The sequence below is a fragment of the Mesorhizobium sp. B283B1A genome (genome assembly GCF_020165735.1).
Classification (GTDB): Bacteria; Pseudomonadota; Alphaproteobacteria; order Rhizobiales; family Rhizobiaceae; genus Mesorhizobium; species Mesorhizobium opportunistum.
Map to the genome: position 1 here is coordinate 107,530 of NZ_JAIUIQ010000007.1, position 22,624 is coordinate 130,153.

General features: G+C 63.7%; 19 protein-coding genes. 15 read left to right on the forward strand and 4 right to left on the reverse strand.

Annotated features, from left to right (window positions below; genetic code table 11):
• The first annotated feature begins 161 nt into the window (after nucleotides 1-161).
• The 4 genes from LB577_RS07960 to LB577_RS07975 all read left to right on the forward strand — a co-directional run bounded on the left by LB577_RS07960 (nucleotide 162) and on the right by LB577_RS07975 (nucleotide 3,786).
• The gene (locus tag LB577_RS07960; RefSeq protein WP_224686270.1) at nucleotides 162-908 is read left to right on the forward strand and encodes a proton-conducting membrane transporter; all 747 of its coding nucleotides are present in this window, start codon (nucleotides 162-164) and stop codon (nucleotides 906-908) included.
• 197 nt (nucleotides 909-1,105) lie between these two features.
• Entirely contained in the window at nucleotides 1,106-2,248 is a 1,143-nt protein-coding gene (locus tag LB577_RS07965) for an aminodeoxychorismate synthase component I (protein ID WP_224686271.1), read from the forward strand.
• A complete protein-coding gene (locus LB577_RS07970) occupies nucleotides 2,197-2,859 on the forward strand; it encodes an aminotransferase class IV family protein (protein WP_224686272.1) in 663 nt (220 codons plus the stop codon). Before LB577_RS07965 ends, LB577_RS07970 begins: the two co-directional genes overlap by 52 nt.
• A gap of 3 nt (nucleotides 2,860-2,862) precedes the next feature.
• Nucleotides 2,863-3,786, forward strand: a complete 924-nt coding sequence (locus LB577_RS07975) for a heme-dependent oxidative N-demethylase family protein (protein WP_224686273.1) — start codon at nucleotides 2,863-2,865, stop codon at nucleotides 3,784-3,786.
• Between the two features lie 6 nt (nucleotides 3,787-3,792).
• Here the strand turns inward: LB577_RS07975 and LB577_RS07980 are convergent, their stop codons facing one another.
• Entirely contained in the window at nucleotides 3,793-4,671 is an 879-nt protein-coding gene (locus tag LB577_RS07980; RefSeq protein WP_224686274.1) for a LysR family transcriptional regulator, read from the reverse strand.
• Nucleotides 4,672-4,779: 108 nt separating this feature from the next.
• Here LB577_RS07980 and LB577_RS07985 point away from each other — a divergent pair, with 108 nt between their 5' ends.
• From LB577_RS07985 to LB577_RS08020, 8 genes are all read left to right on the forward strand, one after another.
• Nucleotides 4,780-5,526: an SDR family NAD(P)-dependent oxidoreductase gene (locus tag LB577_RS07985; RefSeq protein WP_224686275.1), complete on the forward strand. Its 747-nt coding sequence runs from the start codon at nucleotides 4,780-4,782 to the stop codon at nucleotides 5,524-5,526.
• A gap of 182 nt (nucleotides 5,527-5,708) precedes the next feature.
• Nucleotides 5,709-7,154: a homospermidine synthase gene (locus LB577_RS07990; protein WP_224686276.1), complete on the forward strand. Its 1,446-nt coding sequence runs from the start codon at nucleotides 5,709-5,711 to the stop codon at nucleotides 7,152-7,154.
• A 175-nt stretch (nucleotides 7,155-7,329) separates the two neighbouring features.
• The gene (locus tag LB577_RS07995; RefSeq protein ID WP_023765806.1) at nucleotides 7,330-7,707 is read left to right on the forward strand and encodes a hypothetical protein; all 378 of its coding nucleotides are present in this window, start codon (nucleotides 7,330-7,332) and stop codon (nucleotides 7,705-7,707) included.
• Between the two features lie 225 nt (nucleotides 7,708-7,932).
• The gene (locus tag LB577_RS08000; protein WP_224686277.1) at nucleotides 7,933-9,996 is read left to right on the forward strand and encodes a bifunctional metallophosphatase/5'-nucleotidase; all 2,064 of its coding nucleotides are present in this window, start codon (nucleotides 7,933-7,935) and stop codon (nucleotides 9,994-9,996) included.
• Between the two features lie 136 nt (nucleotides 9,997-10,132).
• Nucleotides 10,133-11,197, forward strand: coding sequence for a ferrochelatase (gene hemH, locus LB577_RS08005; protein ID WP_224686278.1), 1,065 nt, complete (start codon nucleotides 10,133-10,135; stop codon nucleotides 11,195-11,197).
• Between the two features lie 53 nt (nucleotides 11,198-11,250).
• Nucleotides 11,251-12,462 carry an NAD(P)/FAD-dependent oxidoreductase gene (locus LB577_RS08010; RefSeq protein ID WP_224686279.1) on the forward strand — a complete coding sequence of 404 codons (1,212 nt, stop codon included), beginning with the start codon at nucleotides 11,251-11,253 and terminating at the stop codon, nucleotides 12,460-12,462.
• 121 nt (nucleotides 12,463-12,583) lie between these two features.
• Nucleotides 12,584-13,534 (forward strand): SPFH domain-containing protein, encoded by a 951-nt coding sequence (locus LB577_RS08015; protein WP_013893138.1) that lies wholly within the window; start codon nucleotides 12,584-12,586, stop codon nucleotides 13,532-13,534.
• Nucleotides 13,535-13,557: 23 nt separating this feature from the next.
• Nucleotides 13,558-14,022: an NfeD family protein gene (locus LB577_RS08020; RefSeq protein WP_023778517.1), complete on the forward strand. Its 465-nt coding sequence runs from the start codon at nucleotides 13,558-13,560 to the stop codon at nucleotides 14,020-14,022.
• A gap of 155 nt (nucleotides 14,023-14,177) precedes the next feature.
• Here the strand turns inward: LB577_RS08020 and LB577_RS08025 are convergent, their stop codons facing one another.
• Complete coding sequence (locus LB577_RS08025) at nucleotides 14,178-15,179, reverse strand: SIS domain-containing protein (protein ID WP_224686280.1); 1,002 nt, start codon at nucleotides 15,177-15,179, stop codon at nucleotides 14,178-14,180.
• 249 nt (nucleotides 15,180-15,428) lie between these two features.
• Between LB577_RS08025 and LB577_RS08030 the strand changes: the two genes are divergently transcribed.
• Nucleotides 15,429-17,231 (forward strand): outer membrane beta-barrel protein, encoded by a 1,803-nt coding sequence (locus LB577_RS08030; protein ID WP_224686281.1) that lies wholly within the window; start codon nucleotides 15,429-15,431, stop codon nucleotides 17,229-17,231.
• Between the two features lie 160 nt (nucleotides 17,232-17,391).
• Here LB577_RS08030 and galU read toward each other — a convergent pair whose 3' ends face one another.
• Nucleotides 17,392-18,297: a UTP--glucose-1-phosphate uridylyltransferase GalU gene (gene galU, locus LB577_RS08035; protein ID WP_023765813.1), complete on the reverse strand. Its 906-nt coding sequence runs from the start codon at nucleotides 18,295-18,297 to the stop codon at nucleotides 17,392-17,394.
• Between the two features lie 210 nt (nucleotides 18,298-18,507).
• On the opposite strand from galU, the gene LB577_RS08040 reads away from it, so the two are divergent.
• Nucleotides 18,508-19,731 (forward strand): lytic murein transglycosylase, encoded by a 1,224-nt coding sequence (locus LB577_RS08040; RefSeq protein ID WP_224686282.1) that lies wholly within the window; start codon nucleotides 18,508-18,510, stop codon nucleotides 19,729-19,731.
• 121 nt (nucleotides 19,732-19,852) lie between these two features.
• Entirely contained in the window at nucleotides 19,853-21,079 is a 1,227-nt protein-coding gene (locus LB577_RS08045) for a DUF459 domain-containing protein (protein WP_224686283.1), read from the forward strand.
• On the opposite strand, the gene LB577_RS08050 is transcribed toward LB577_RS08045, so the two are convergent.
• Entirely contained in the window at nucleotides 21,076-22,530 is a 1,455-nt protein-coding gene (locus LB577_RS08050; RefSeq protein WP_224686284.1) for a glutamate synthase subunit beta, read from the reverse strand. The genes LB577_RS08045 and LB577_RS08050 overlap by 4 nt on opposite strands.
• Nucleotides 22,531-22,624 lie beyond the last annotated feature (94 nt).

A 22,624-nucleotide genomic window follows, 5' to 3' on the forward strand; every position in this document is an offset into this window, starting at 1 on the left:
GCTCTGGCGAACGCGACAACGGCCGTTGGCATGGCAGCAAGCCGATCGCCGACAGCTCGACCGAAGCCGGCTGTTCCGCGCCGCGGAACCACCACCGAGTAGTCCTTCGCCGAAGGTCATGAATCCATACCGCGGCAGACGGATCTGACTGGAGAGAGACAATGGGCACTTTTTTCTACATGCTCCTGGCGTTCCTTGTGGGTGTGTTGGTTGGCTGGTTCGTCTGGGGACGGCTGCGTGGTGAGCTCGACAGCTTGCGCGGCGATCTCGACCGCACCCGTAGCGAGCGCGACAGGCTGCGCGCCGACAGCGACCGCCTGACGGGTGAACTGAATGCCTGCGGCAAGACCCGCTCGGATCTCGAGCGCCAGCTGCGTGACGCGCAGGCTTCCGCCGGAGCCGGCGCCGCAAAGGCCGCAAGTCAACCGTCGGCCGCCCTGATGTCGACGCCGGCCACGGCCAAATCAGCTCCGGCAGCGGCCAAGGCCGCGCCAGCCAAACCGGCCGCGGCAAAGCCGGCGGCGGCCAAGGCACCAGCCAAACCCGCTGCGAGCAAATCCGCGGCCGCCGGCTCGGCAACCAAGAGCGCGGCCGCTCCCAAGGCCTCAGCAGCGAAGAAGGCCGCGCCGCCGGCGGCCAAGGCCGCCTCCGGCAAACCCGACAATCTGCGCCGCCTGATCGGTATCGGCCCGGTCAACGAGAAACTCCTCAAGGCGCAAGGCGTGACTTCCTTCGCCCAGATCGCCGCCTGGACCGCCGCCGACATCAAGCGTATCGAGGACGTGATGAACTTCGACGGCCGCATCGCGCGCGAACGCTGGATCGAGCAGGCCAAGCTGCTCGCCGCCGGCAACGAAAAGGAATTCGCCAAGCAGTTCCCGACAGCCGGAACCGCCAGCAACACCTGAGCGATAGACACAGCGATTAACCGGCGGCGCCAAGACGTCGCCGGTTTGTTTTGAGCGGACAAGGGCCAGCAGAGGTCGGCCCAAGGGTCAGCCCGGAGGTCGGCTTTGAGTGGCAGCGTGCCGTTCCCTCGATTGCGCGCGAACGGCCCCCCATATAGAGCGGTCAACGGCTTCATTGACCGCAGCACCCGAGTCCCATGTCCCTGCCCGCCGCCATTTTCCGCAACGACGAAAGCGCGCGCCAGCTCGTTTTCGACCGGCCGGCCGATATCATCGTGGCGCATGCGGCAAAGGACTTCCGGCCGGCGCTGGAGGCCGCGCAGGCCGCGCACGATGCCGGCAAGTGGCTGGCCGGCTATTTCTCCTACGAAGCGGGTTACCTGCTCGAGCCGAAGCTGGTTCCCTTGCTGCCAAGCGGACGCCGAGCGCCGCTGGTCTGCCTCGGCGTTTTCGATGCCCCGGTCGAAGAAGCGGTGCCTCAGCGCGCCGCGCCGACCAACGGCCCGATCTTCGATGCAAGGGCGGCATGGTCGTTTGAGGATTACGAGAAGCGCTTCGCACGGCTGCACCAGCACATCAGGCAAGGTGATTGCTACCAGGGCAATCTGACCTTTCCGGTGCGGGCGCAATGGTCGGGCGACCCGCTTGCCGCCTTCGATGCGCTGACCGAACGCCAACCGGTGAAGTATGGCGCACTGGTCGCGCTCGGTGACCCCGTAGTGCTGTCGCGCTCGCCCGAACTGTTCTTCGAGATCGACGCCGGCGGTATGATCGAGACGCATCCGATGAAAGGCACCGCACCGCGCGGCGCGACCAAAGCCGAGGACGAACGGCAGAAAAACTTCCTGCGCAACGACGAGAAGAACCAGGCCGAGAACCGGATGATCGTCGACCTCCTGCGCAACGACATCTCGCTGATCAGCGAGGTCGGCACGCTGGAAGTGCCGGCGCTGTTCCGCATCGAGAGCTATCCGACCGTTCACCAGATGGTGAGCGACGTCAGGGCGAAACTGCTGCCCGGGCTCTCGATCCGCCAGATCTTCGCGGCGCTGTTTCCCTGCGGGTCGATCACCGGCGCGCCGAAGATCCGCGCCATGGAAATCCTGCACGATCTGGAAAGCACGCCCCGGGACGTCTATTGCGGCGCCATCGGCTGGATCGCACCCGGCGGCACCATGCGCTTTTCGGTGGCGATCCGCACCATATCGCTCTTTTCCAGCGGCGAGGCCGTCTACAATGTCGGTGGCGGCATCGTCTTCGATTCGACGGCGCAAGAGGAGTATCAGGAGTGTCTGCTCAAGGCCCGCTTCGCAACGGGGACGCCACCGATTTCGAGCTGATCGAGACCATGCGCTGGGAGCCGGACAGCGGTTTCCTGCGCTTCGATCGCCACCTTGCGCGCCTCTATGGCTCGGCGGCGGAACTGGGCTTCAGCCATGATCCGGACAGGATCGGCGAGGCCCTGAGCAGCGCGGTCGGCGGCTCCCCCATCGCCATGCGCACGCGGCTCGCACTGTCGCGCCGTGGCGAGGCGAGCGCCTCCGCGCAACCTTATGAACCGCTCGCCGCCGACAAGGTCTGGGTGCTGCGGTTGGCGCGGACAAAGCTCGATTCAGGCAATATGCTGCTGCGCCACAAGACCAGCCGTCGACAGCTCTACACGCATGCCCGCTCCGAATATCTCGCCACCCAGGCCGACGAAGTGCTCCTGGCCAATGAGCGTGGCGAAATCTGCGAAGGCACGATCACCAATGTCTTCGCCGATTTCGGTGACGGCGTGCTGGCAACGCCCCGACTCGACTGCGGCTTGCTGCCTGGCGTATTGCGCGCCGAGCTTCTGGACGAAGGCCGCGCCCGGGAAGCGATCTACAGCTTGGACGAGTTGAAATCCGCGAAGGCGTTGTTCGTCGGCAATTCGCTGCGCGGACTGATCCCGGCAAAATTGATCTGAACCATGACCTCCTTGCCCACCCATACGCCCTATGACGGCTCGTCGAAACTCTTCACCATCGGGCTGAAGCCGCTCGATCCGGCGGATTGGATCGAGGTCGACGGCCATCTTCTGCCCTACCTCGCCGAAAAGCGCCGGCTCTATTCCGAAATCGCGGGGCGGGTTTTCGTCGAGGAGGAGGGCACGCGGGATGCACAGCAGGAAGTGCTCGAATTGCTCGGCGCGTATCTGCCTGGGAGATTCCCGCACACCCATCGCCGCACCGATATGGGCATCGAGGTGATGGACGCCGCGAACCACCCTGACCTCCCTTCGGGTCTCGCCGACGCACCGCTGGTCGCCGCCTCGCTGCTGGTGCAGGAGGACCTGATCCTGATGCGCCGCGACGACAGCGGCTGGCGGCTCGCCGCGGGTTCGCTGTGCTTCCCCTCATCCTGGTCGCTCCTGGAGAAGTTCGGCAAGCCGCTGCAGCAGATCCACGCCCCGGTGCCGGGTTTTGGTCCCGGTACCCGGCCTGCCGAACTCATCAACCGCATGTTCGACGGTCTCCAGGGCCAGGCGGTCGAGCGTTACAACTGGTCGATCCAGTCGGGCGATGCGCTGTACCATCCGCTGTCCAATATCGAGCGCATGGACCGCGCCACAAACCGGCCGACACGCGTCCCCGACGGTGACGTCAAGGCGCACGCCTTCATCCGTGTCGAGCGGCAGACGCTGCGCAAGCTTCCCGCGTCGGGCGATATCCTGTTCACCATCCGCATCCATCTCGACCCGCTCGCCGTGCTGGCACGGCATCCGAACCGGGCGACGCTGGCGCTGTCCTTCGCCGCCCAACTCGACGCGCTCGACCTTGCTCAGCTCAACTACAAGGGCCTGACATCGGACCGCGACCGGCTGGTCGAACGACTGAAGACGATGGCCGGCTGAAGCCGCCTACAGGCTGCCCGCCACGAAATCAACGAATGTCCTTGCCCTGACGCTGGCCTTGCGTCCGGCCGGAAACAGCGCCCACAATTCAACAGGCGGCAGCACCCAGTCGACCAGGATCGGCCGCACCGCACCGCTGCGCAGTTCTGCGTCGAACATCCATTCGGAGCCGACCGTGAAGCCGATGCCGGCAAGTACTGCCTCACGTATCCCTTCGGCGGAAGTCACGCGCAGCCGCCCTTGGCCGGCAAGCGAAATCTCTTCGGCGCCTCGCCGGAACGTCCAGCGATTGGAAGTGCCTGCTCGGACGAAAAGGATCGCCTCGTGCCGCGACAGCTCATCCGGCGCGATGGGTTCGCCCTCGCGTGCTAGGTACGAGGGTGCTGCCACTACGAGACGACGACAGGTGGCGATCTTGCGCCCGATATGAGCAGGGGCAAAGCTTTCACCCAGACGCAGCATGACATCTACCCCTTCCTCGACGAGGTCGACGTTCCTGTCGTCCATCGCCACCTCGACGTCGAGCCTCGGATGAGCGTCCAGGAACGCTTTCAGCCTCGGCACGACATGCAGGCGGCCGAAGGTTACCGACGTACCGATGCGCAGCAACCCGGTAAGCGCCGCCGCAGTGCCACGGGCCGCGTTCTCTGCTTCGTCGGCCTCGTCGACCGCGCGCTTCGCGCCTTCATAGAAGCTTAGGCCCGCATCGGTCGGCGAGAGACCTCGGGTGGTGCGCGACAGCAGGCGAACGCCGAGCCGCTCCTCGAGCTGAGCGATGGCCTTCGAGACGGCTGGCTGCCCGACGCGCAAATGCCGCGCAGCCGCCGAGAACGAGCCGGTTTCGATGACCCTTATAAAGGTGTTCATCACCATGAGCCTGTCCATCTATTCCACCTTGGAATTAGTAATATGTTTTTGTTCACTCTACCTGACCCACCCAGGAATGGCCAATTGGGCGGTTGTCAAATCCATCCATCCATTCGGAGAACCAAAATGGGCAAGCTCAACAACAAGGTCGCCATCGTCACCGGTGCCGCGCGAGGCATCGGTGCGGGCATCGCCAAACGACTGGCGGCGGAAGGCGCCGCCGTCATCGTCAACTACGCCTCCAGCCGTGAGGCTGCGGAACGCACGGTCAAGGAGATCGTCGCCGCCGGTGGCAAGGCTACTGCGGTCCGGGGCGACGTGGCCGATGCCGCCGAAGTCGAGAAGATGTTCGAGGCCGCCGAGATCGCATTTGGCAAGCCAAGCATTCTGATCAACAATGCCGCGACCGCCAGCTTCGGCACTTTCGAGGAAGCCAGTGAGGCGGATTATCGGCGGCTCTTCGACACCAACGTACTGGGCACGATCCTGACCACGAAGGCGGCCATGCGCCACTTCCCCGAGACCGGCGGCAGCATCGTCAACATCGGCACGATCTCGAGCTGGAACCCAGTGCCAAACACCAGCCTCTATTCCGCCAGCAAAGCGGCGATCGATACGCTGACGCTTAGCCTGTCGAGAGAACTCGGAGCCCGCAACATCCGTGTCAACATCGTGGCGCCCGGCTATACCCATACAGAAATGACCGAAGGCATGGTTGGCACCGATTTCGGCAATATGCTGATCGCTGGCGTCCCCCTTGGCCAGCGCTTCGGCAAGCCGGACGACATCACCCCGACCGTGGCCTTCCTCGCTTCGGACGAGGCGGCGTGGCTGACCGGCGAACGCATCAACGCGTCCGGCGGCGCTCGCTGATACGACGCCGGCTCAATCCGCCACCGGCAGGCCATGGCCTCCCGGTGGCATCGCCGAGCACCTCCACGGCGGCGCTCCCAAGCGTTTCGCCGCTTTTCCCTTTATTGTGACAATGATCTATGGTTTGTCGCGCCGCGGCCAAGCGGCTGTTCTGGAGTGTTTTTTGAGGAGTGCTCGATAAAATGGCGACTGAAAACTGGCCCGTTTACGGTGAGATCACCGGCCCTGTGGTGATGATCGGCTTTGGCTCGATCGGACGGGGAACGCTGCCGCTGATCGAGCGCCATTTCAAGTTCGACAAGTCGCGCATGACGGTCCTCGACCCGCGCGACACCGACCGCAAGCTGCTCGACGAGCGCGGCATCGCCTTCGTCCAGGAAGCGGTGACCGAGAAGAATTACAAGAAGCTCCTGACCCCGCTGCTGACCAATGGCGGCGGCCAGGGCTTTTGCGTCAACCTGTCGGTCGATACCGGCTCGGTCGACTTGATGCGGCTCTGCCGCAAGCTCGGCGTGCTCTATATCGACACTGTCGTCGAACCCTGGCTCGGGTTCTATTTCGACGCCAAAGCCGACAATGCCAGCCGCACCAACTATGCGCTGCGAGAAGCCCTGATCAAGGAAAAGCACGACAAGCCCGGCGGCGCCACGGCGGTCTCCACCTGCGGTGCCAATCCCGGCATGGTCTCGTGGTTCGTCAAGCAGGCGCTGGTCAATCTCGCCACCGATCTTGGCCTGGAATTCTCGGAGCCCGCGCAGGAAGACCGCGAAGGCTGGGCCAAGCTGATGAAGAAGGCCGGCGTCAAGGGCATCCACATCGCCGAGCGCGACACGCAGCGCACCAAGAAGCCGAAGCCGATGGATGTGTTCTGGAACACCTGGTCGGTCGAGGGCTTCATCTCCGAAGGAGTGCAGCCGGCCGAACTTGGCTGGGGCACACACGAAAAATGGATGCCGAAGAACGGCAAGAAGCACAAACATGGCTCTAAGGCCGCGATCTATCTGGAGCAGCCGGGCGCCAACACGCGCGTGCGTTCATGGTGCCCGACGCCGGGCGCCCAGTACGGCCTGCTGGTGACGCACAACGAGGCGATCTCGATCGCCGATTTCTTCACCGTGCGTTCCAAGAAGGGCAAGGTCCAGTACCGCCCGACCTGCCACTATGCCTACCATCCCTGCAACGATGCGATGCTGTCGCTGGACGAGATGTTCGGCGCTGCCGGCAAGCCGCAGCCGGTGCACCACGTGCTCGACGAGAACGAACTGGTCGACGGCGTCGACGAGCTCGGCGTCCTGCTCTACGGCCATGACAAGAATGCCTACTGGTACGGCTCGCAGCTTTCGCTGGCCGAGGCGCGCAAGCTGGCGCCCTATCAGAACGCCACCGGCATGCAGGTCACCTCGGCGGTTCTCGCCGGCATGGTCTGGGCTCTGGAAAATCCGGACGCCGGCATCGTCGAGGCCGACGAAATGGACTACAGGCGCTGCCTCGACGTGCAGTCGCCCTATCTCGGGCCGGTCAAGGGTTACTATACCGACTGGACACCGCTCGACAGGCGCCCGGGCCTGTTCCCGGAGGACCTCGACCGCAGCGACCCGTGGCAATTCCGCAACATCCTCGTCCGATAGCATGCCCCATTACCTTGCAATCGCCCGGAAATCGGGCGATTGAAGGGATGCGGCCTAGACAGCTTTGTGCGTCCCGTTGGGCGCACAAGGCACACTCTAGCATTTTGGGCGTTCGCATCGCGCTTTCCAAAATCGAACCCGATTTTTGGGCCGATGCGTTTGGAGAGGATTTCATATGACTATTGCGCGCAAATTTCTTTCGATGGGCATGGCGGGTGCCGTGGCCTCGATGCTTGCTGCCTGTGCCACCAGCGGTCCTGGCGAGCCGCCGATGGCAGCCTCGCCGAAAGGCGTCGAAGGCTCCTGGATCGACGCCAAGGGCACCGGCCTGTCGACCTTCACCGCCGGGAAATTCGCGACGGTGGCCACCGACACCGGCCAGAAGCTGGCGGATGGCAGCTACACGATGACCGGCGCCACGTCGGTGCAGATCAACGGCACATCGCTGATCCGCCAGACCGGTGTCAGCTTCAACTGCCTGCTGGTGTCGACCAGCCAGCTGAACTGCACCAGTTCGTCCGGCCAGAACTTCGTGCTGACGCGACGCACCTGAACGAGCAGGGGTTCGCCTCATAGCGCCTCACGAGGGACGGCGGTCAACAGGCCGCGGTCCTTTTTTTGCGCCAGAAAACACCCCGGGGTTTTCGCCGGAAAATACAGCCGGCATTTCCGCTTGCGTCAGCCGAAACGTGATGGGAACATGGCCAAAATGCTGGCTGTTATATCCCAGTCAAGCAAGGGCGTTAAACGCCTTGGATCAGCCTGCCGGGAGACGAAGATGAAGAAGCTTGCCGCCATAGCCGCCCTTTCCGCATCGACGCTTGGTCTGTCGGCCGGCGCATCCTTTGCCGACTACACACTGAACATTTTGCATTTCAACGATTGGCACAGCCGCATCGAAGGCAACAACAAATACGAATCGACCTGTTCGGCCGATGAGGAGACCAAGGGCGAATGCATCGGCGGCGCCGGCCGGCTGGTCACCGCGATCGCCCAGGAACGCAAGAAGCTCGAAGGCCAGAACGTACTGCTGCTCAATGCAGGTGACAGCTTCCAAGGATCGCTGTTCTACACAACCTACAAGGGCGCCGTGGAAGAGGAATTCCTCAATCAGATAAAACCCGACGCTGTGACGCTCGGCAACCACGAATTCGACGACGGCGAGAGCGCGCTGGTGCCTTATCTCGACAAGGCGAAGTTTCCGGTCGTCAGTGCCAATGTCGTGCCCAACGACAAGTCCGGCGCGGCGGGCAAGATCAAGCCGTCGATCGTCGTGGAGGTCGGCGGCCAGAAGATCGGCATTGTCGGCGCCGTCACCAACGACACGCCCGAACTCGCCTCCCCCGGCCCCAACATCGCCATCGCGGACGACGTCAAGTCGATCACGGCTGAGGTCGAGAAACTCAAGGCCCAAGGCGTCAACAAGATCATCGCCGTGACCCATATCGGCTACAACCGGGAGAGCGACGTCATCGCCAAGATCCCGGGCATCGACGTGGTCGTCGGCGGCCACAGCCATACGCTTTTGTCGAATACCGATCCGAAGGCGGCAGGCCCCTATCCGACGATGGCCGACAATCCCGACGGCTACAAGGTGCCGGTCGTGCAGGCGGCGTCCTATTCGAAATATCTCGGCGAGTTCAAGGTCGTGTTCGACGACAATGGCGTCGTCAAATCGGCGAGCGGCGATCCGATCTCTCTCGACAAGTCGATCACGCCGGATCCTGCCGTGCTCGCCCGCATCAAGGAGCTTGGCGCGCCGATCGAGGCCTTGAAGAACAAGGAAGTCGCCGAGACCACCGACGTCATCGACGGCAGCCGCGAGAGCTGCCGCGTCCATGAATGCGCGATGGGCAACCTCGTTTCCGACGCCATCCTCGACCGCGTCAAGGGACAGGGCGTCGAGATCGTCATCTCCAATGGCGGCGGCCTGCGCGCCTCGATCGACAAGGGCACCGTCACCATGGGCGAGGTGCTGACGGTGCTGCCGTTCCAGAACACGCTGGCGACCTTCCAGATCTCCGGCAAGGACCTGGTCGCCGGCCTCGAAAGCGGCCTCAGCCAGATCGAGGACGGCGCCGGCCGCTTCCCGCAGGTCGCCGGCCTGAAATATTCCTTCGACAAGTCGGTCGCGCCCAATGCCGGCCGCGTCAAGTCGGTCGAAGTGATGGAGAACGGCGCCTGGGCGCCGATCAATCCCGACAAGGACTATCTGGTCGCCACCAACAATTACGTCCGCCAGGGTGGCGACGGCTACAAGGTCTTCGCCGAAAAAGCCAAGAAGGCCTACGACTACGGCCCCGGCCTCGAACAGGTGGTTGCCGACTATCTCGGCGCGCATCGGCCCTACACGCCCAAGCTCGACGGCCGCATCACCGAGATTGCCGCGACCGTCGCGGCGGCACCGGCGGCAGAACCGGCAAAGCCCGCCGAACCGGCGAAGCCAGCGCCGGCCGAAGCCGCCAAGCCGGCTGAACCGGCGAAGCCCGCGGACGCGGCACCGGCAATGCCTGACCTGCCCGCCAACTCCGGCGATATTGCCAACAAGCCGCCGGCCATGTCGACAGAGGCTGCACCTGCTGAACCGGCAAAGCCGGCCGAGACGGCTCCTGCACCGGCAGCACCCGCCCCGGCAGCCCCCGCGCCCGCCGAGCCGGCAAAACCCGCAGAGGCCGCGCCGGCTACGGGCAATCATGTGATCGTTGCCGGCGACACCTACTGGGACCTGGCAAAGAAGGCTTATGGCGACGCGACCAAGTGGAAGCTCATCTATGATGCCAACAAGGGTCAGAAGCCGCACCGGCTTATGCCCGGCGCATCGCTGACCATTCCAGCGAAGTAGCCTCACTTTACCTCTTCCAGCACCAAGCCTGCCTGGGAAACCGGGCGGGTTTTGTGTTTTCAGGCTAAGGTGCGGCCAGACGCTGCATTGAAAGCGCGCGCAAGATGGTTAGGTTCGCGTCTCCTGGAGAACTCTTATGACGCTTTCCACCTCCGTCGATGCCAAGGCCGCGAAAGCCATCGGCCCGTTGCCTGCCGGCCACCTGCCGGTCAAGGCGGGCAAGGTGGGCGTCGTACTGATCAATCTCGGCACGCCGGACGGTACCGATTTCAAGCCAATGTGGCGCTATCTTAGGGAATTCCTGTCCGATCCGCGTGTCATCGAGCTCAACAAGGCGGTCTGGTATCCGATCCTCTATGGCCTGGTGCTCACCATGCGGCCGAAGAAGTCGGGCGCCAACTACGCCAGGATCTGGAACCGGGAGAAGAACGAGTCGCCGCTACGCACCTATACGCGCGCTCAGAGCGAGAAACTGGCCGAGGCATTGCGCGACCTGCCCAATGTCGTGGTCGATTGGGCAATGCGGTACGGAAATCCGTCGACGGCAAGCGTCGTCGAGAGGCTGGTCGCGCAAGGCTGCGACCGCATTCTTTCATTCCCGCTCTACCCGCAATATTCGGCGACCACCACCGCGACCGCCAATGACCAGCTGTTTCGCGCTTTGATGAAGATGCGTCGCGCGCCTGCGGTGCGCAGCGTGCCGTCCTACCATGACGAGCCGGTCTACATCGAGGCGTTGGCGCGTTCGATCGAACAGCATCTGGCGACGCTCGATTTCGAACCCGAGGTTGTCATCACCTCCTATCATGGCATCCCGAAGCCCTATTTCGAGAAGGGCGATCCCTATCATTGCCACTGCCAGAAGACGACACGCCTGCTGCGCGAACGGCTCGGCTGGGATGACAAGAAACTGATCATCACCTTCCAGTCGCGCTTCGGCGCGCAGGAATGGCTGCAGCCCTATACCGACAAGACGGTGGAGAAACTGGGCAAGGACGGCGTGAAGTCGATCGCCATCGTCAATCCCGGCTTTTCCGTCGACTGCATCGAGACGCTGGACGAGATTGGTCGCGAGGCCGCCGAAACCTTCCATCATGCCGGCGGCAAGAACTTCGCCCACATCCCTTGTCTCAACGACAGCGCCGAGGGCATGGCGGTGATCGAGGCGCTGGTGCGGCGCGAACTCTCCGGCTGGGCCTGACGCCGGAACAACGGCCACTCCGGGGCGTTGAGGCGCACCTTCCGGAGCGTTCGATGCCCCGCCAACTCGACCTCAGAACTGGCCGGCCCGTCTGGTCCGCCTATCGGGCGCCTGCGGTGCCGACGACCGCGCTGAGCCGTGACGCCAAGGCCGATGTGCTGATCGTCGGCATGGGCATCAGCGGCGCCATGATGGCCGAAGTACTGACGGCGGACGGTCATTCCGTGATCTGCATCGACCGGCGCGGGCCGGTGAAAGGCTCGACCGCGGCGACCACGGCGCTGGTCGAATTCGAACTCGACCAGCCGCTTTCAGTGTTGATCAAGATGATCGGCGAGTCCAAAGCGCAGCAGGCCTGGAGACGCTCGCGGCTCGCCATTTCCAGTCTGGCCGGTCGTATCGAAGATCTGGCCATCGACTGCCGCCTGAGCCGTACCCAATCGCTCTATCTGGCCGGCACCATGCTCAGCGCTTCGGAACTGCGGGACGAAACCGAAGCCCGCCGGCAAGCGGGTATCGCCGCAATCTATCTCACTCCGCAGCCGCTGGCCGAGCGCTACGGTATCGAGCGCGGCGGCGCCATCCTCAGCCACGGCAATATCGCGCTCGACCCGCGCAAGCTGACCGCCGGGCTGCTGTTGAAGGCGTTGGAGCGCAAGGCACGTTTCCACGCCCCCGTCGAGGCAACAACGATCGAGGACAGTGCCGACGCGGTGGTCGTGGCGACCAAGGGTGGCCCGATGATCACGGCGCGGCATGTTGTTCTGGCCACCGGCTATGAACTGGTCGACATCGTGCCGGCGGCCGCTCACCGGATCATCTCGACCTGGGCTATAGCGACACGCCCGCAGCCGCGAAAGCTCTGGCCGCGGGCAGCTTTCATCTGGGAAGCATCCGAGCCCTATCTCTATGTCAGGGCGACAGCCGACGGCAGGGTCATCTGCGGCGGCGAGGACGAGGACCTCATCGACGAGGCACGCCGCGACGAACTGATCGCCGACAAGAGCGCGCGCATCGCCGCAAAACTTAGCCGGCTGTTTCCACGTCTCGACGTCAGGCCTGAATTTGCCTGGACCGGGTCCTTCGGCACCACGACCACCGGCCTGCCCTATATCGGCGCCATTCCGAGACACCCGCGCATCCATGCCGTGATGGGTTACGGCGGCAACGGCATCACCTTCTCGCGAATTGCCTCGGAGATCGTCTCGGCCTCCATCGGCGGCTTCGACGACACGGATGCAGGCCTGTTTGCCTTCAACCGCTAGCTGCAGACCCGCAAACAATCCCTCATCACCTGATTGTAACGCTGCTGAAACACACTTAAGTCTTTGCTGAAGCTGGCTGCGCGGGAATGGCTCGCGCGACTTGCTTCTGAGGGAGAGCCAAATGGATTTCAGTGGTTTCGATATTGCGGTCGTAGTGCTGGTCGCGCTTGTCGTGCTGGTGCTGTTCAAAGGCATCAAAACAATTCCGCAAGGCTACAACTATACCGTCGAACGTTTCGGCCGTTATACAAGGACACTGAGCCCAGGCCTCAACATCATCACGCCGTTCGTCGACCGTATCGGCGCCAAGATGAACATGATGGAGCAGGTGCTCGACGTTCCGAGCCAGGAGATCATCACCCGCGACAACGCCATTGTCGGTGTCGACGGCATCGCCTTCTTCCAGATCCTCAACGCGGCACAGGCGGCCTATCAGGTTGCCGGGCTGCAGAACGCGATCCTCAACCTAACGATGACCAACATCCGCACCGTCATGGGTTCGATGGACCTCGACGAACTGTTGTCCAACCGCGACGCCATCAACGAGCGCTTGCTGCGTGTCGTCGACGAGGCGGCGCATCCGTGGGGCATCAAGATCACCCGCGTCGAGATCAAGGACATCAACCCGCCGGCCAACCTGATCGAATCGATGGGCCGCCAAATGACCGCCGAGCGTAACAAGCGGGCGCAGATTCTCGCCGCCGAAGGCCTCAAGCAGTCGCAGATCCTCGAAGCCGAGGGCCGCAAGGAAGCCGCCTTCCGCGACGCCGAGGCCCGCGAGCGCTCGGCCGAAGCGGAAGCCCGCGCCACCCAGGTGGTGTCGGAAGCGATTTCCAAGGGCGACGTGCAGGCGCTGAACTACTTCGTCGCCCAGAAATACACCGAGGCACTGGGCAAGATCGGCTCGGCCACCAACAGCAAGATCGTGCTGATGCCTTTCGAGGCGTCGTCGTTGATCGGTTCGCTCGGCGGCATCGGCGAGATCGCCAGGGAAGTGTTCAAGGGCGATGGCCCGGCCGGCACGCAGCGGCAGGTTTCACGCCCGCCCGTCGTCAAGCCAAGCGACAATTGATGTCTGCGGTTTGGGAGTAGACCATGATCGACCGTGTCATTTCCGAACTCGGCCCGTGGAGCTGGATGGTCCTGGGCTTCGTCCTGCTGGTGATGGAAATCATCGCGCCGGGCATCTTCATGCTGTGGATCGGCATCGCGGCGCTCATCATCGGCGCGCTGTCGCTGCTGATCTGGGATGTGGCCATCTGGACTTGGCAGGTCCAGGTACTCGCTTTCCTCGCGCTTTCGCTGGTCTCTGCCTATGTCGGCAAGAAACTGGTCGGCGGGCGCCATGATCCGACGGACCAGCCGCTGCTCAACCGGCGCGGCGCCCAGATGGTCGGCAAGATGGCGACGCTTGCCGAGCCGATCAGGGACGGCCGTGGCCGCATCAAGCTCGGCGATACGCTGTGGCGCGTCTCTGGCCCGGATCTGCCGGCCGGCACGCAGGTCCGTGTCACGAGTGCGGCGGATACAGACCTGGAACTCACGGTGGAGCGGGTCTGAATCTTCAGACTGCGCTAAGGTATTGAGATTCAGATCAGGCCGCGTCGAAAACGATGGCTTTCGAGAACTGGAGCGGAGCGGACATTTGGGTCCGTGAGCACCGGAAGCGCAGAAAGCCGTCGTTTGCAGGCCGGCCTCACCTGAATATCGATACCTTAGGCGGCGCCGATGCGAAGCAGGTCGTGGAAATGCACCACGCCCAGCGGCATGTTGTTCTTGGTCACCACCAGGGCGCCGATATTGTGCTCGTTGAGCAGCGCGATCGCCGTACCGGCAAGCGTCTGCGGGTCGACCGTCTTGGGCGTGCGGGTCATCACCTCGTCGACGATGACGTCGGCCAGGTTACGGTGCAGGTTGCGGGCAACGTCGCCATCGGTGATGATCCCAGCCAGTTCGCCGTTGGCGTCGACGATCAGGACGCAGCCGACTTTCTTCTGCGACAGCGTCATCACCGCTTCCGGCATCTTGGTGCCGAGCGAAGCCAGCGGAATCTGGTCGCCGACCCGCATGATCTCCGAGACCAGGGTCAGGTTGGCGCCAAGCTGGCCGCCGGGATGGAAAGTGCGGAAATGGTCCGGTGTGAAGCCGCGCGCCTCGAGCAGCGCGATCGCCAGCGCGTCGCCAATGACCAGTTGCAGCAGGGTCGACGTCGTCGGCGCCAGGCCGTGCGGACAGGCCTCCGGGGTGCGTGGCAAAAGCAGCACGACGTCGGCGGCCCGCGCCAGCGCCGATGTCTCTCCGGAGGTGATGGCGATGAGCGGAATGGAGAAGCGCCTGGAATAGGCGACGATGCCCAGCATCTCCTTGCTCTCGCCAGACCATGAGATGGCGATGATGGCGTCGTCCCTGGCGATCATGCCGAGATCGCCATGGTTGGCCTCGACCGGATGGACGAAGAAAGCCGGCGTGCCGGTCGAGGCAAGCGTCGCCGCGATCTTCGAACCGATATGGCCGCTTTTGCCGACACCGGTGACGATGAGCCGGCCTTCGATCTTCGAGATCGTGTCGACCGCCTGGGCGAAAGGTGCGGCCAGGCCGTTCTCGAGCGCCTCGGCCAGGGCTGCGATCCCGGCCTGTTCGGTCGCCACCGTTCTCAGCGCCGAAGCGATCGACGCCTGCCTGTCCAGGGGCTTCTTATTGAGGGATTTCGCATGCATGGGTGATGCGATTAGCGCTTTGCCGCCCGCCTGTCCAACAGAAATGGCCCCACGGATATCGGCCGGGCTGTGAGACGGAATGGGCCAGCGACCGGCATGAAAACAGGAAGCTTGACGAAGGCGGTATGATTCCCTTTCGAAACCGGCGTCCGGGACCCGGTAAGGGACCCGTCTCAACCCTCCGTTAACCATCCCCATTTACGGTTCGGTAAGTATGGCGCTCAAGGCGCCGCGCAAGCAGTGGTGGCGATGTCCGGGGTCCAGCCAGAAAAATCGACAGGACGACAGGGCAAGGCGGTCTGCGCCTTGCTGCTGGCGACCAGCATGTTTGCCTTGCTGCGCCCGGCACCGCTGCATGCCCAGGAGACGGAACTGCGCGGCGAGGTGTCCGAATCGGCGATCCTGTCCGACCAGCAGCGCAAGGCGCGGCAGCTTGCCTTGGCAAGACAGGGCCAGCAGGCACCGGCCAACGCCGTGCAGGACGCACAGGCCGACACCTATCTGCCGGCCAGCGCCGGCGCCGTGCCTGACGATACGGACAGCAACGACGCAAGCGCGTCCGGCAGCATTTTCGACCCGCCGCAGGCGACCGACGATGCCTCTGCCGACGCTTCGAAGCCGGCCAAGCCTCGCCGCCGTCCATCGACTGGCGGGCAGGCGGATCAGGACAAGACCAAGGCGGGCTCCAAGACTTCCGACAATGCGGCAGACGGGTCGAAAAAGAAGAAAAAAACGACGTCCACCGATACCACCGCTTCAACGACGGCCTCCACGACGGATGCAACCGATACAACGGACACGGGCGAGGAGACGGCCAACCGCCGTGTCCGCACCATCGACAGCGCCGACAAGCAAAAGCTCGACCCCGGTGCCGAGCGCACCGACGCCATCGAAGGCCAGAAGAAGAAGCCAGAGGACGACCCGTTCGCCGCCCCCGGCGTCAAATGGGGTTCCTTCGTCATCCGGCCGACGATCGAACAGGGCCTGACCGCCACGTCGAACGGCGATTCGAGCAGCGCCGGCAAATCGGCGCTGCTGTCGGAGACGGCGCTGCGCTTTTCCGCCACTTCCGACTGGCGCGAGAACTCTGCTGTCATTGATGGCTACGGCCTGTTCCGCGAAACGGTGTCGGGTTATCCCGTTCACAATGCGCAGGGCCGCATCGAAGGCCAGTACAATGTCGACCTCGACAACGAGTTGCGCGCCATCGCCAAGCTCGGCTACGAGGCCGTGCCGGAATCGGCATCATCGCCGGACGCCATTGCCGGCGTCAGCACCCAGCCGCTGCGGCAGACCGTCGACGGCAGCCTTGCCGTCGAAAAGGCGGTCGGCAAGATGCAGTACACGCTGACCGGCGCGGTCGCGCACGACTTTTACGGCGACGCCAAGCTTTCGGACGGCACCTCGCTGTCGCAGAAGGACCAGGACAACACGCTCTATACGGCGACTTTGCGCACCGGTTACGAAATCTCCCCCGCCCTCACCCCGTTCAGCGAAATCGAGGTCGGCCGCCGCACCTACGATCAGCGCATCGACAATGAAGGCTTCGAGCGCTCCTCGACGCGGCTCGGCGCCCGTGCCGGCCTGCAGCTCGACATGGGTGAGAAGCTCTCGGGCGAATTCTCGGCGGGGTGGCTGCGCGAAGCGATCGAAGACAAGAGCCTGGAGCCCATTTCAGGCGCCACCGTCAACGCCGCCCTCAAATGGTCGCCCGAGCGTGGCACCACGATCGGCCTGACCGGCAGCAGCACCGTCGAGACCACGACCACGGCAGGTGAAAGCGGCGATATCCTCTACTCCGGCCGCCTGACCGGCGAGCGGCAGATCCGGGCCAACCTCACCGGCAACGCGGCCCTGGGCCTCGACTGGCGCAACTATGTCGGCATCGACGGCCATGACAGGATTTTGAGCGCCGAGGCCGGGCTGACTTGGTGGCTGAACCGCTATGCCGGCCTCACCAGCAAGGTGAGGACCGAAAAGCTGACCAGCAATTTGCCAGGCCGCGACTACACCGCCAACAGCATCTATCTCGGCGTGAAGGTGCAGCAGTGAAGGCGCCTGCAACGCCAAGGATGTGTTGAGATTCAGGTCAGGCGGCGCCGAGAATGGTGGGTTCCGAGAACCGGAACGGAGCGTACGTTTGGGTACGTGAGTACCGGAAGCGCAGGAAGCCGCCATTCGCAGGCCGGCCTCACCTGAATATCAGCACATCCTAGAATGCTGCCCCGCGCCGCTCTGATGGCTTCATCTCGTCGAGAAGCGTGCGGATGACGCCGGCCATGCTGTGATTCATGTCGCTTCGCCACAGCGCGAAGGCGACATTGGCCTCGACGAAGCCTTCCGGGGAGCCGCAGTCGAAGGTGCGGCCCTGATAGTGGTAGCCGTAGAAGGCCTGCTGCTTCTCCAGCTTCAGCATCGCGTCGGTGAGCTGGATCTCGTTGCCGGCGCCCTTCTCCTGCCCTTCGAGGATCTTGAAGATCTCGGGCTGCAGGATGTAGCGGCCGTTGATGTACAGGTTCGACGGCGCGGTGCCGGTCTTTGGCTTCTCGACCATTTCGGTGATGCGGAAGCCGTGATGGGTCGGTTCGCCCCGGCCGACAATGCCATATTTATGGGCTTCGGCCGGATCGCACTCCTGCACGGCGATGATGTTGTTGCCGGTCTCGGCGTAGAGATCGACCATCTCCTTCATGCAGCTCTTTTCCGACTGCATGATCATGTCGGGCAACAGCAGCGCGAACGGCTCGTCGCCGACCAGTTCGCGCGCGCACCAGACGGCATGGCCAAGCCCCATCGGCACCTGCTGGCGCGTGAAGCTGGTCTGTCCCGGCGCCGGCTGCAGCCGCTGCAACCGGGCTAGCTGCTCGTCCTTGCCGCGCTGGGCGAGCGTGTCATAGAGCTCGAACTGGATATCGAAATGATCCTCGATGACCGCCTTGTTGCGGCCGGTGACGAAGATGAAATGTTCGATGCCTGCCTCGCGCGCCTCATCCACCACATACTGGATGACCGGCCGGTCGACGACGGTCAGCATTTCCTTGGGAACAGCCTTGGTGGCGGGGAGAAACCGCGTGCCGAGACCAGCGACTGGAAAAACTGCCTTGCGAACTCTCTTCATACGCCAATTATCCATTTGATGGCTGGCTCCGCAATCCCCGTCCGGCGACATTTTCACGCCGGATTTGAGGATTACTGGCAAGACCGAGGGGAAACTCCCATCCGTAAAGCATCGAGACGTCTTTTCGTTCCAGGCATTGCCTATGGTAAACTAATTCATAACCCGGTTCGGCGATGAATGGTCTTTCCTGAGACAGAGAAGGAGGAAGAGATGTCCGTTCGCAATGCCGCAAAACGTTTCACCAGCGTCATGACGGCGGCCAGCCTCTCGCTCGCTATGCTGATGCCTGCCGGGCCGGTCTTCGCCGACGCCGGTTTCCGGCAATGGGTCGCCGGCTTCCGCGCCACGGCCGTGGCGGGCGGCGTTTCCGGCTCTGTCTACGATCAGGCTTTCAGGAGTATCAACGAACCCGATCCGGTGGTGCTGGAAAAAGCCCGCACCCAACCCGAATTCACCGCGCCCGCCTGGGACTATTTCGACAACCGCGTCCATGACCAGTCCGTCGCCGTCGGGCAGCAGATGGCGAAAAAGTGGAAGCCGTGGCTGGACAGGATCGAGGCGAAGTTCGGCGTCGACCGCTACATTCTGCTGGCTATCTGGTCGATGGAATCGAACTATGGCGAAATCCTCAAGCGCGACGACATCATGCGCAATGTCGTGCGTTCGCTGGCGACGCTTGCCTATGGCGATCCGAAGCGGTCCAAATATGCCCGCACCCAGTTGGTCGCGGCGCTGAAGATCCTGCAGACCGGCGACATCGACGAAGGCCACCTGATGGGCTCCTGGGCCGGCGCCATGGGCCAGACCCAGTTCATCCCCACCAGTTACCAGCACTATGCCGTCGACATGGACGGCAACGGCAAGCGCGATATCTGGAATTCCATCCCCGACGCGCTGGCGACATCGGCCAATCTGTTGAAGAAGAATGGCTGGCAGGCCGGCAAGACCTGGGGCTATGAAGTCGCCTTGCCGGCGGGAAAACTGCCGGCCGGCTCGAAAACCCTGGCGCAATGGCAGGCGCTCGGCGTCGTCAGGGCCAGCGGCAAGCCGTTCAAGAACCTCACCGACAAGGCGACGCTCAAAGTGCCGGATGGCCGCGGCGGACCGGCGTTCCTGATGATCAGGAATTTCTCGGTGATCAAGGCCTACAACAACGCCGACAAATATGCCCTCGCCGTCGGCCTTCTTGCCAACGAGATCGCCGGCTCCAGCGGTCTTGTGCAGGATTGGAAGCGGCCTTTCACCAAGCTCAGTTTCGAGGAACGGCAGGAGCTGCAGAAGCGGCTTTCGCAACATGGGCTTTACGACGGCAAGTTCGACGGCAAGATCGGCGACGGATCGAAGACCGCCATCATGGCCTATCAGGCAAAGGTCGGCTTGACCCAGGACGGGTATCCGAGCATGGAAGTGCTCAAATGGCTCCGGCAAAAATAGAGCCGGCCACGGCGCCGAGTGCGTTTTTGGCGGACGCACCAGGCGCAACGGTACTTTGAACTTGCGCCCGGTCCCAAAACCGGCTCGTTTTGTGGGGTGGGCGCAAGGGGAGGAGGAGTGATTGGTTTCGGCCGCGCGTATCGCGATCCTTGTTCGCCGCATGCCGATCCTGATTCTGGCGATTGTTCTGCTTGTGATCGGCGCTGCCAGTGCCTTCCATGCGCCGGCCATGGCGCAGGAGCAGCAGCAAAATCGTGGCTGGTCGTTGCGCGACCTTCTGTTTCCGCGCCGCAGCGAGCGGTTTGAGCCGCCGCCGACCATCCAGAAGGCAAGACCCAAGGCGAAAAAGCCGCGCGCTCCCCGTCCGCCCGCGGAACCGGAAACCCCGGTGGTCGACAAGGCGCCGGATGCCCGGACCGTCCTGGTGGTCGGCGACTTCATGGCGGCCGGCCTCTCCGAAGGCCTGGACACCGCCTTCGCGGAGAATCCCGGCGTCAGGATCGTCGTTCGCTCCAATGGTTCGTCCGGTTTCGTGCGCGACGATTTCTACAACTGGCCCGAACAGATCAAGTCGCTGATCGAGACCGAGAAACCGGCCGCCGTGGTCGTCATGCTGGGGTCCAACGACCGTCAGCAGATGATGGTGGGGGACGTTCGCGAGCAACCCCGGTCCGAGAACTGGACCAAGGAATACGAGCGCCGCACCGACGAACTCGGCAAAGCCATCGCCAGCACCAAGGTGCCGTTCCTTTGGGTCGGCATGCCGGCCTTCCGGGTGGCGAAGATGACCTCCGACATGCTGGCCTTCAACGACATCTACCATTCGGCGGCCCAGAAGAACGGCGGCGAGTTCGTCGATGTCTGGGATGGCTTCGTCGACGAGAACGGCGCCTTCATCACCAGCGGCCCCGACATGAACGGCCAGCCGGTGCGGCTGCGCGCCGATGACGGCATCAACGTCTCGAAAGCCGGCAAGCGCAAGCTCGCCTTCTACACCGAAAAGCCGCTGATGAAGATCCTCGGTCTGGCCGCGTCCGGAAACATGGCCCCGGCCGCCGCACCGGCAGGCGCCCCTGTCGAGGCCCCGGCGTCGGCCGCCGCACCCATCGTCATCGACCGCACCGTGCCCATGCTGCTCAGCGATCCGGCGCTCGACGGCGGCACCGAATTGCTCGGTGACGCGCCGCCGGCAAAAGCCAATCCGGCTCTTCCCGGTGAAAGACTGGTGATCGAGGGCAAGGCGCCGGCGGCTTCACCCGGCCGTGCAGACGATTTTTCCTGGCCGCCCAAGACAAGCTCCGCCGCTGCGGCCGCCTCGGCTGACACGACGACGGCGATCGCGCCTTAACGCGGCAGTACGCTCGTTCCCATCAACGCCTCGTCGATCGACCGCGCCGCCTGGCGGCCTTCGCGGATCGCCCAGACCACCAGCGACTGGCCGCGGCGCACATCGCCCGCCGCGTAGAGCCTGTCGACGCTGGTCTTGTAGTCGCGGTCATTGGCCTCGACATTCCGGGAGCGGCGGCTGTCGGTGGTGACCTTCATCTCCCCCTCCAGTTCCGTCACCACACCGGCCGTCGTCGGCCCGGCAAAGCCGATGGCGATGAAGGCGAGGTCGGCGCGGATGACGAAGTCGGTGCCGGGGATCGGCTTGCGCTTCTCGTCGACTTCGCAGCATTTGACGCCGGTCAGCTGGCCCTCCTCGCCGATGAACTCGAGCGTCGCCACCTGGAACTCGCGCTCGGCGCCTTCGGCCTGCGAGGACGACGTGCGCATCTTGGTCGCCCAGTAGGGCCAGACCGCGAGCTTGTCTTCCTTCTCCGGCGGTTGCGGGCGGATGTCGAGCTGGGTGACGCGCACCGCGCCCTGCCGGAAAGCCGTGCCGACACAGTCGGAGGCCGTATCGCCGCCGCCGACGACGACCACATGCTGGCCGCCGGCGATGATCGGGTGCGAGGGCCAGGCCACCGACTGGATCGGCTCGCCGCCGACGCGGCGGTTCTGCTGCACCAGATAGGGCATGGCGTCATGCACGCCGCCGAGATCGTCACCGGGAATGCCGGCCGCGCGTGGCGTTTCCGAACCGCCGCAATAGAGCACGGCATCGTGTTCGGCGAGCAGTTCGGCAACAGGCTTGTCGACACCGACATTGACACCGCAATGGAAAGTCACGCCCTCGCCCTGCATCTGCTCGATGCGGCGGTCGATATAGTGCTTCTCGATCTTGAAGTCGGGGATGCCGTAGCGCATCAGCCCGCCTGGACGGCTTTCGCGCTCGTAGACGTGAACGTCGTGGCCGGCGCGCCCAAGTTGCTGGGCTGCTGCCATGCCCGCGGGGCCGGAACCGATGATAGCGACCCGCTTGCCGGTCTTCTTCTCCGGCGGATAGGGCCTGATATGGCCGGTCTCATAGGCCTTGTCGGCGATCGCCTGCTCCACCGTCTTGATGGCGACCGGAATGTCCTCGAGATTCAGCGTGCAGGCTTCCTCGCAAGGTGCCGGGCAGATGCGGCCGGTGAATTCCGGGAAATTGTTGGTCGAATGCAGGTTGCGGATCGCATTGTCCCAGTCACGGTTGTAGACAAGGTCGTTCCAGTCGGGGATCTGGTTGTGGATCGGGCAGCCCGTCGGCCCGTGGCAGAACGGAATGCCGCAATCCATGCAGCGCGCGGCCTGTTTCTCGACCTCCTTGTCCGACATCGGCAGCGTGAATTCGCGGAAATGCCGGATGCGGTCGGAGGCCGGCTGGTACTTGTGGACCTGCCGGTCGATTTCGAGAAAGCCTGTTACCTTGCCCATAGTCCAGTTCCTGCTGTCCAGATGGTACGGTTTTCGCCGCACCCGTTAACCTCTTGAGGCAGCCATGGCAACCTTCGGCAAGAGGTCAAATTGT

Excerpts from the sequence above, each read along its gene's own strand:
- LB577_RS08020 (WP_023778517.1), top strand. The coding sequence starts at position 13,558 with ATGATCGACCGTGTCATTTCCGAACTCGGCCCGTGGAGCTGGATGGTC.
- LB577_RS08050 (WP_224686284.1), bottom strand. The coding sequence starts at position 22,530 with ATGGGCAAGGTAACAGGCTTTCTCGAAATCGACCGGCAGGTCCACAAG.
- LB577_RS07980 (WP_224686274.1), bottom strand. The coding sequence starts at position 4,671 with ATGGACAGGCTCATGGTGATGAACACCTTTATAAGGGTCATCGAAACC.
- LB577_RS08010 (WP_224686279.1), top strand. The coding sequence starts at position 11,251 with ATGCCCCGCCAACTCGACCTCAGAACTGGCCGGCCCGTCTGGTCCGCC.
- LB577_RS07965 (WP_224686271.1), top strand. The coding sequence starts at position 1,106 with ATGTCCCTGCCCGCCGCCATTTTCCGCAACGACGAAAGCGCGCGCCAG.
- LB577_RS07985 (WP_224686275.1), top strand. The coding sequence starts at position 4,780 with ATGGGCAAGCTCAACAACAAGGTCGCCATCGTCACCGGTGCCGCGCGA.
- LB577_RS07960 (WP_224686270.1), top strand. The coding sequence starts at position 162 with ATGGGCACTTTTTTCTACATGCTCCTGGCGTTCCTTGTGGGTGTGTTG.
- LB577_RS08025 (WP_224686280.1), bottom strand. The coding sequence starts at position 15,179 with ATGCATGCGAAATCCCTCAATAAGAAGCCCCTGGACAGGCAGGCGTCG.
- hemH (WP_224686278.1), top strand. The coding sequence starts at position 10,133 with ATGACGCTTTCCACCTCCGTCGATGCCAAGGCCGCGAAAGCCATCGGC.
- LB577_RS08000 (WP_224686277.1), top strand. The coding sequence starts at position 7,933 with ATGAAGAAGCTTGCCGCCATAGCCGCCCTTTCCGCATCGACGCTTGGT.
- LB577_RS07990 (WP_224686276.1), top strand. The coding sequence starts at position 5,709 with ATGGCGACTGAAAACTGGCCCGTTTACGGTGAGATCACCGGCCCTGTG.
- galU (WP_023765813.1), bottom strand. The coding sequence starts at position 18,297 with ATGAAGAGAGTTCGCAAGGCAGTTTTTCCAGTCGCTGGTCTCGGCACG.
- LB577_RS08040 (WP_224686282.1), top strand. The coding sequence starts at position 18,508 with ATGTCCGTTCGCAATGCCGCAAAACGTTTCACCAGCGTCATGACGGCG.
- LB577_RS07975 (WP_224686273.1), top strand. The coding sequence starts at position 2,863 with ATGACCTCCTTGCCCACCCATACGCCCTATGACGGCTCGTCGAAACTC.
- LB577_RS08015 (WP_013893138.1), top strand. The coding sequence starts at position 12,584 with ATGGATTTCAGTGGTTTCGATATTGCGGTCGTAGTGCTGGTCGCGCTT.
- LB577_RS07995 (WP_023765806.1), top strand. The coding sequence starts at position 7,330 with ATGACTATTGCGCGCAAATTTCTTTCGATGGGCATGGCGGGTGCCGTG.
- LB577_RS08030 (WP_224686281.1), top strand. The coding sequence starts at position 15,429 with ATGTCCGGGGTCCAGCCAGAAAAATCGACAGGACGACAGGGCAAGGCG.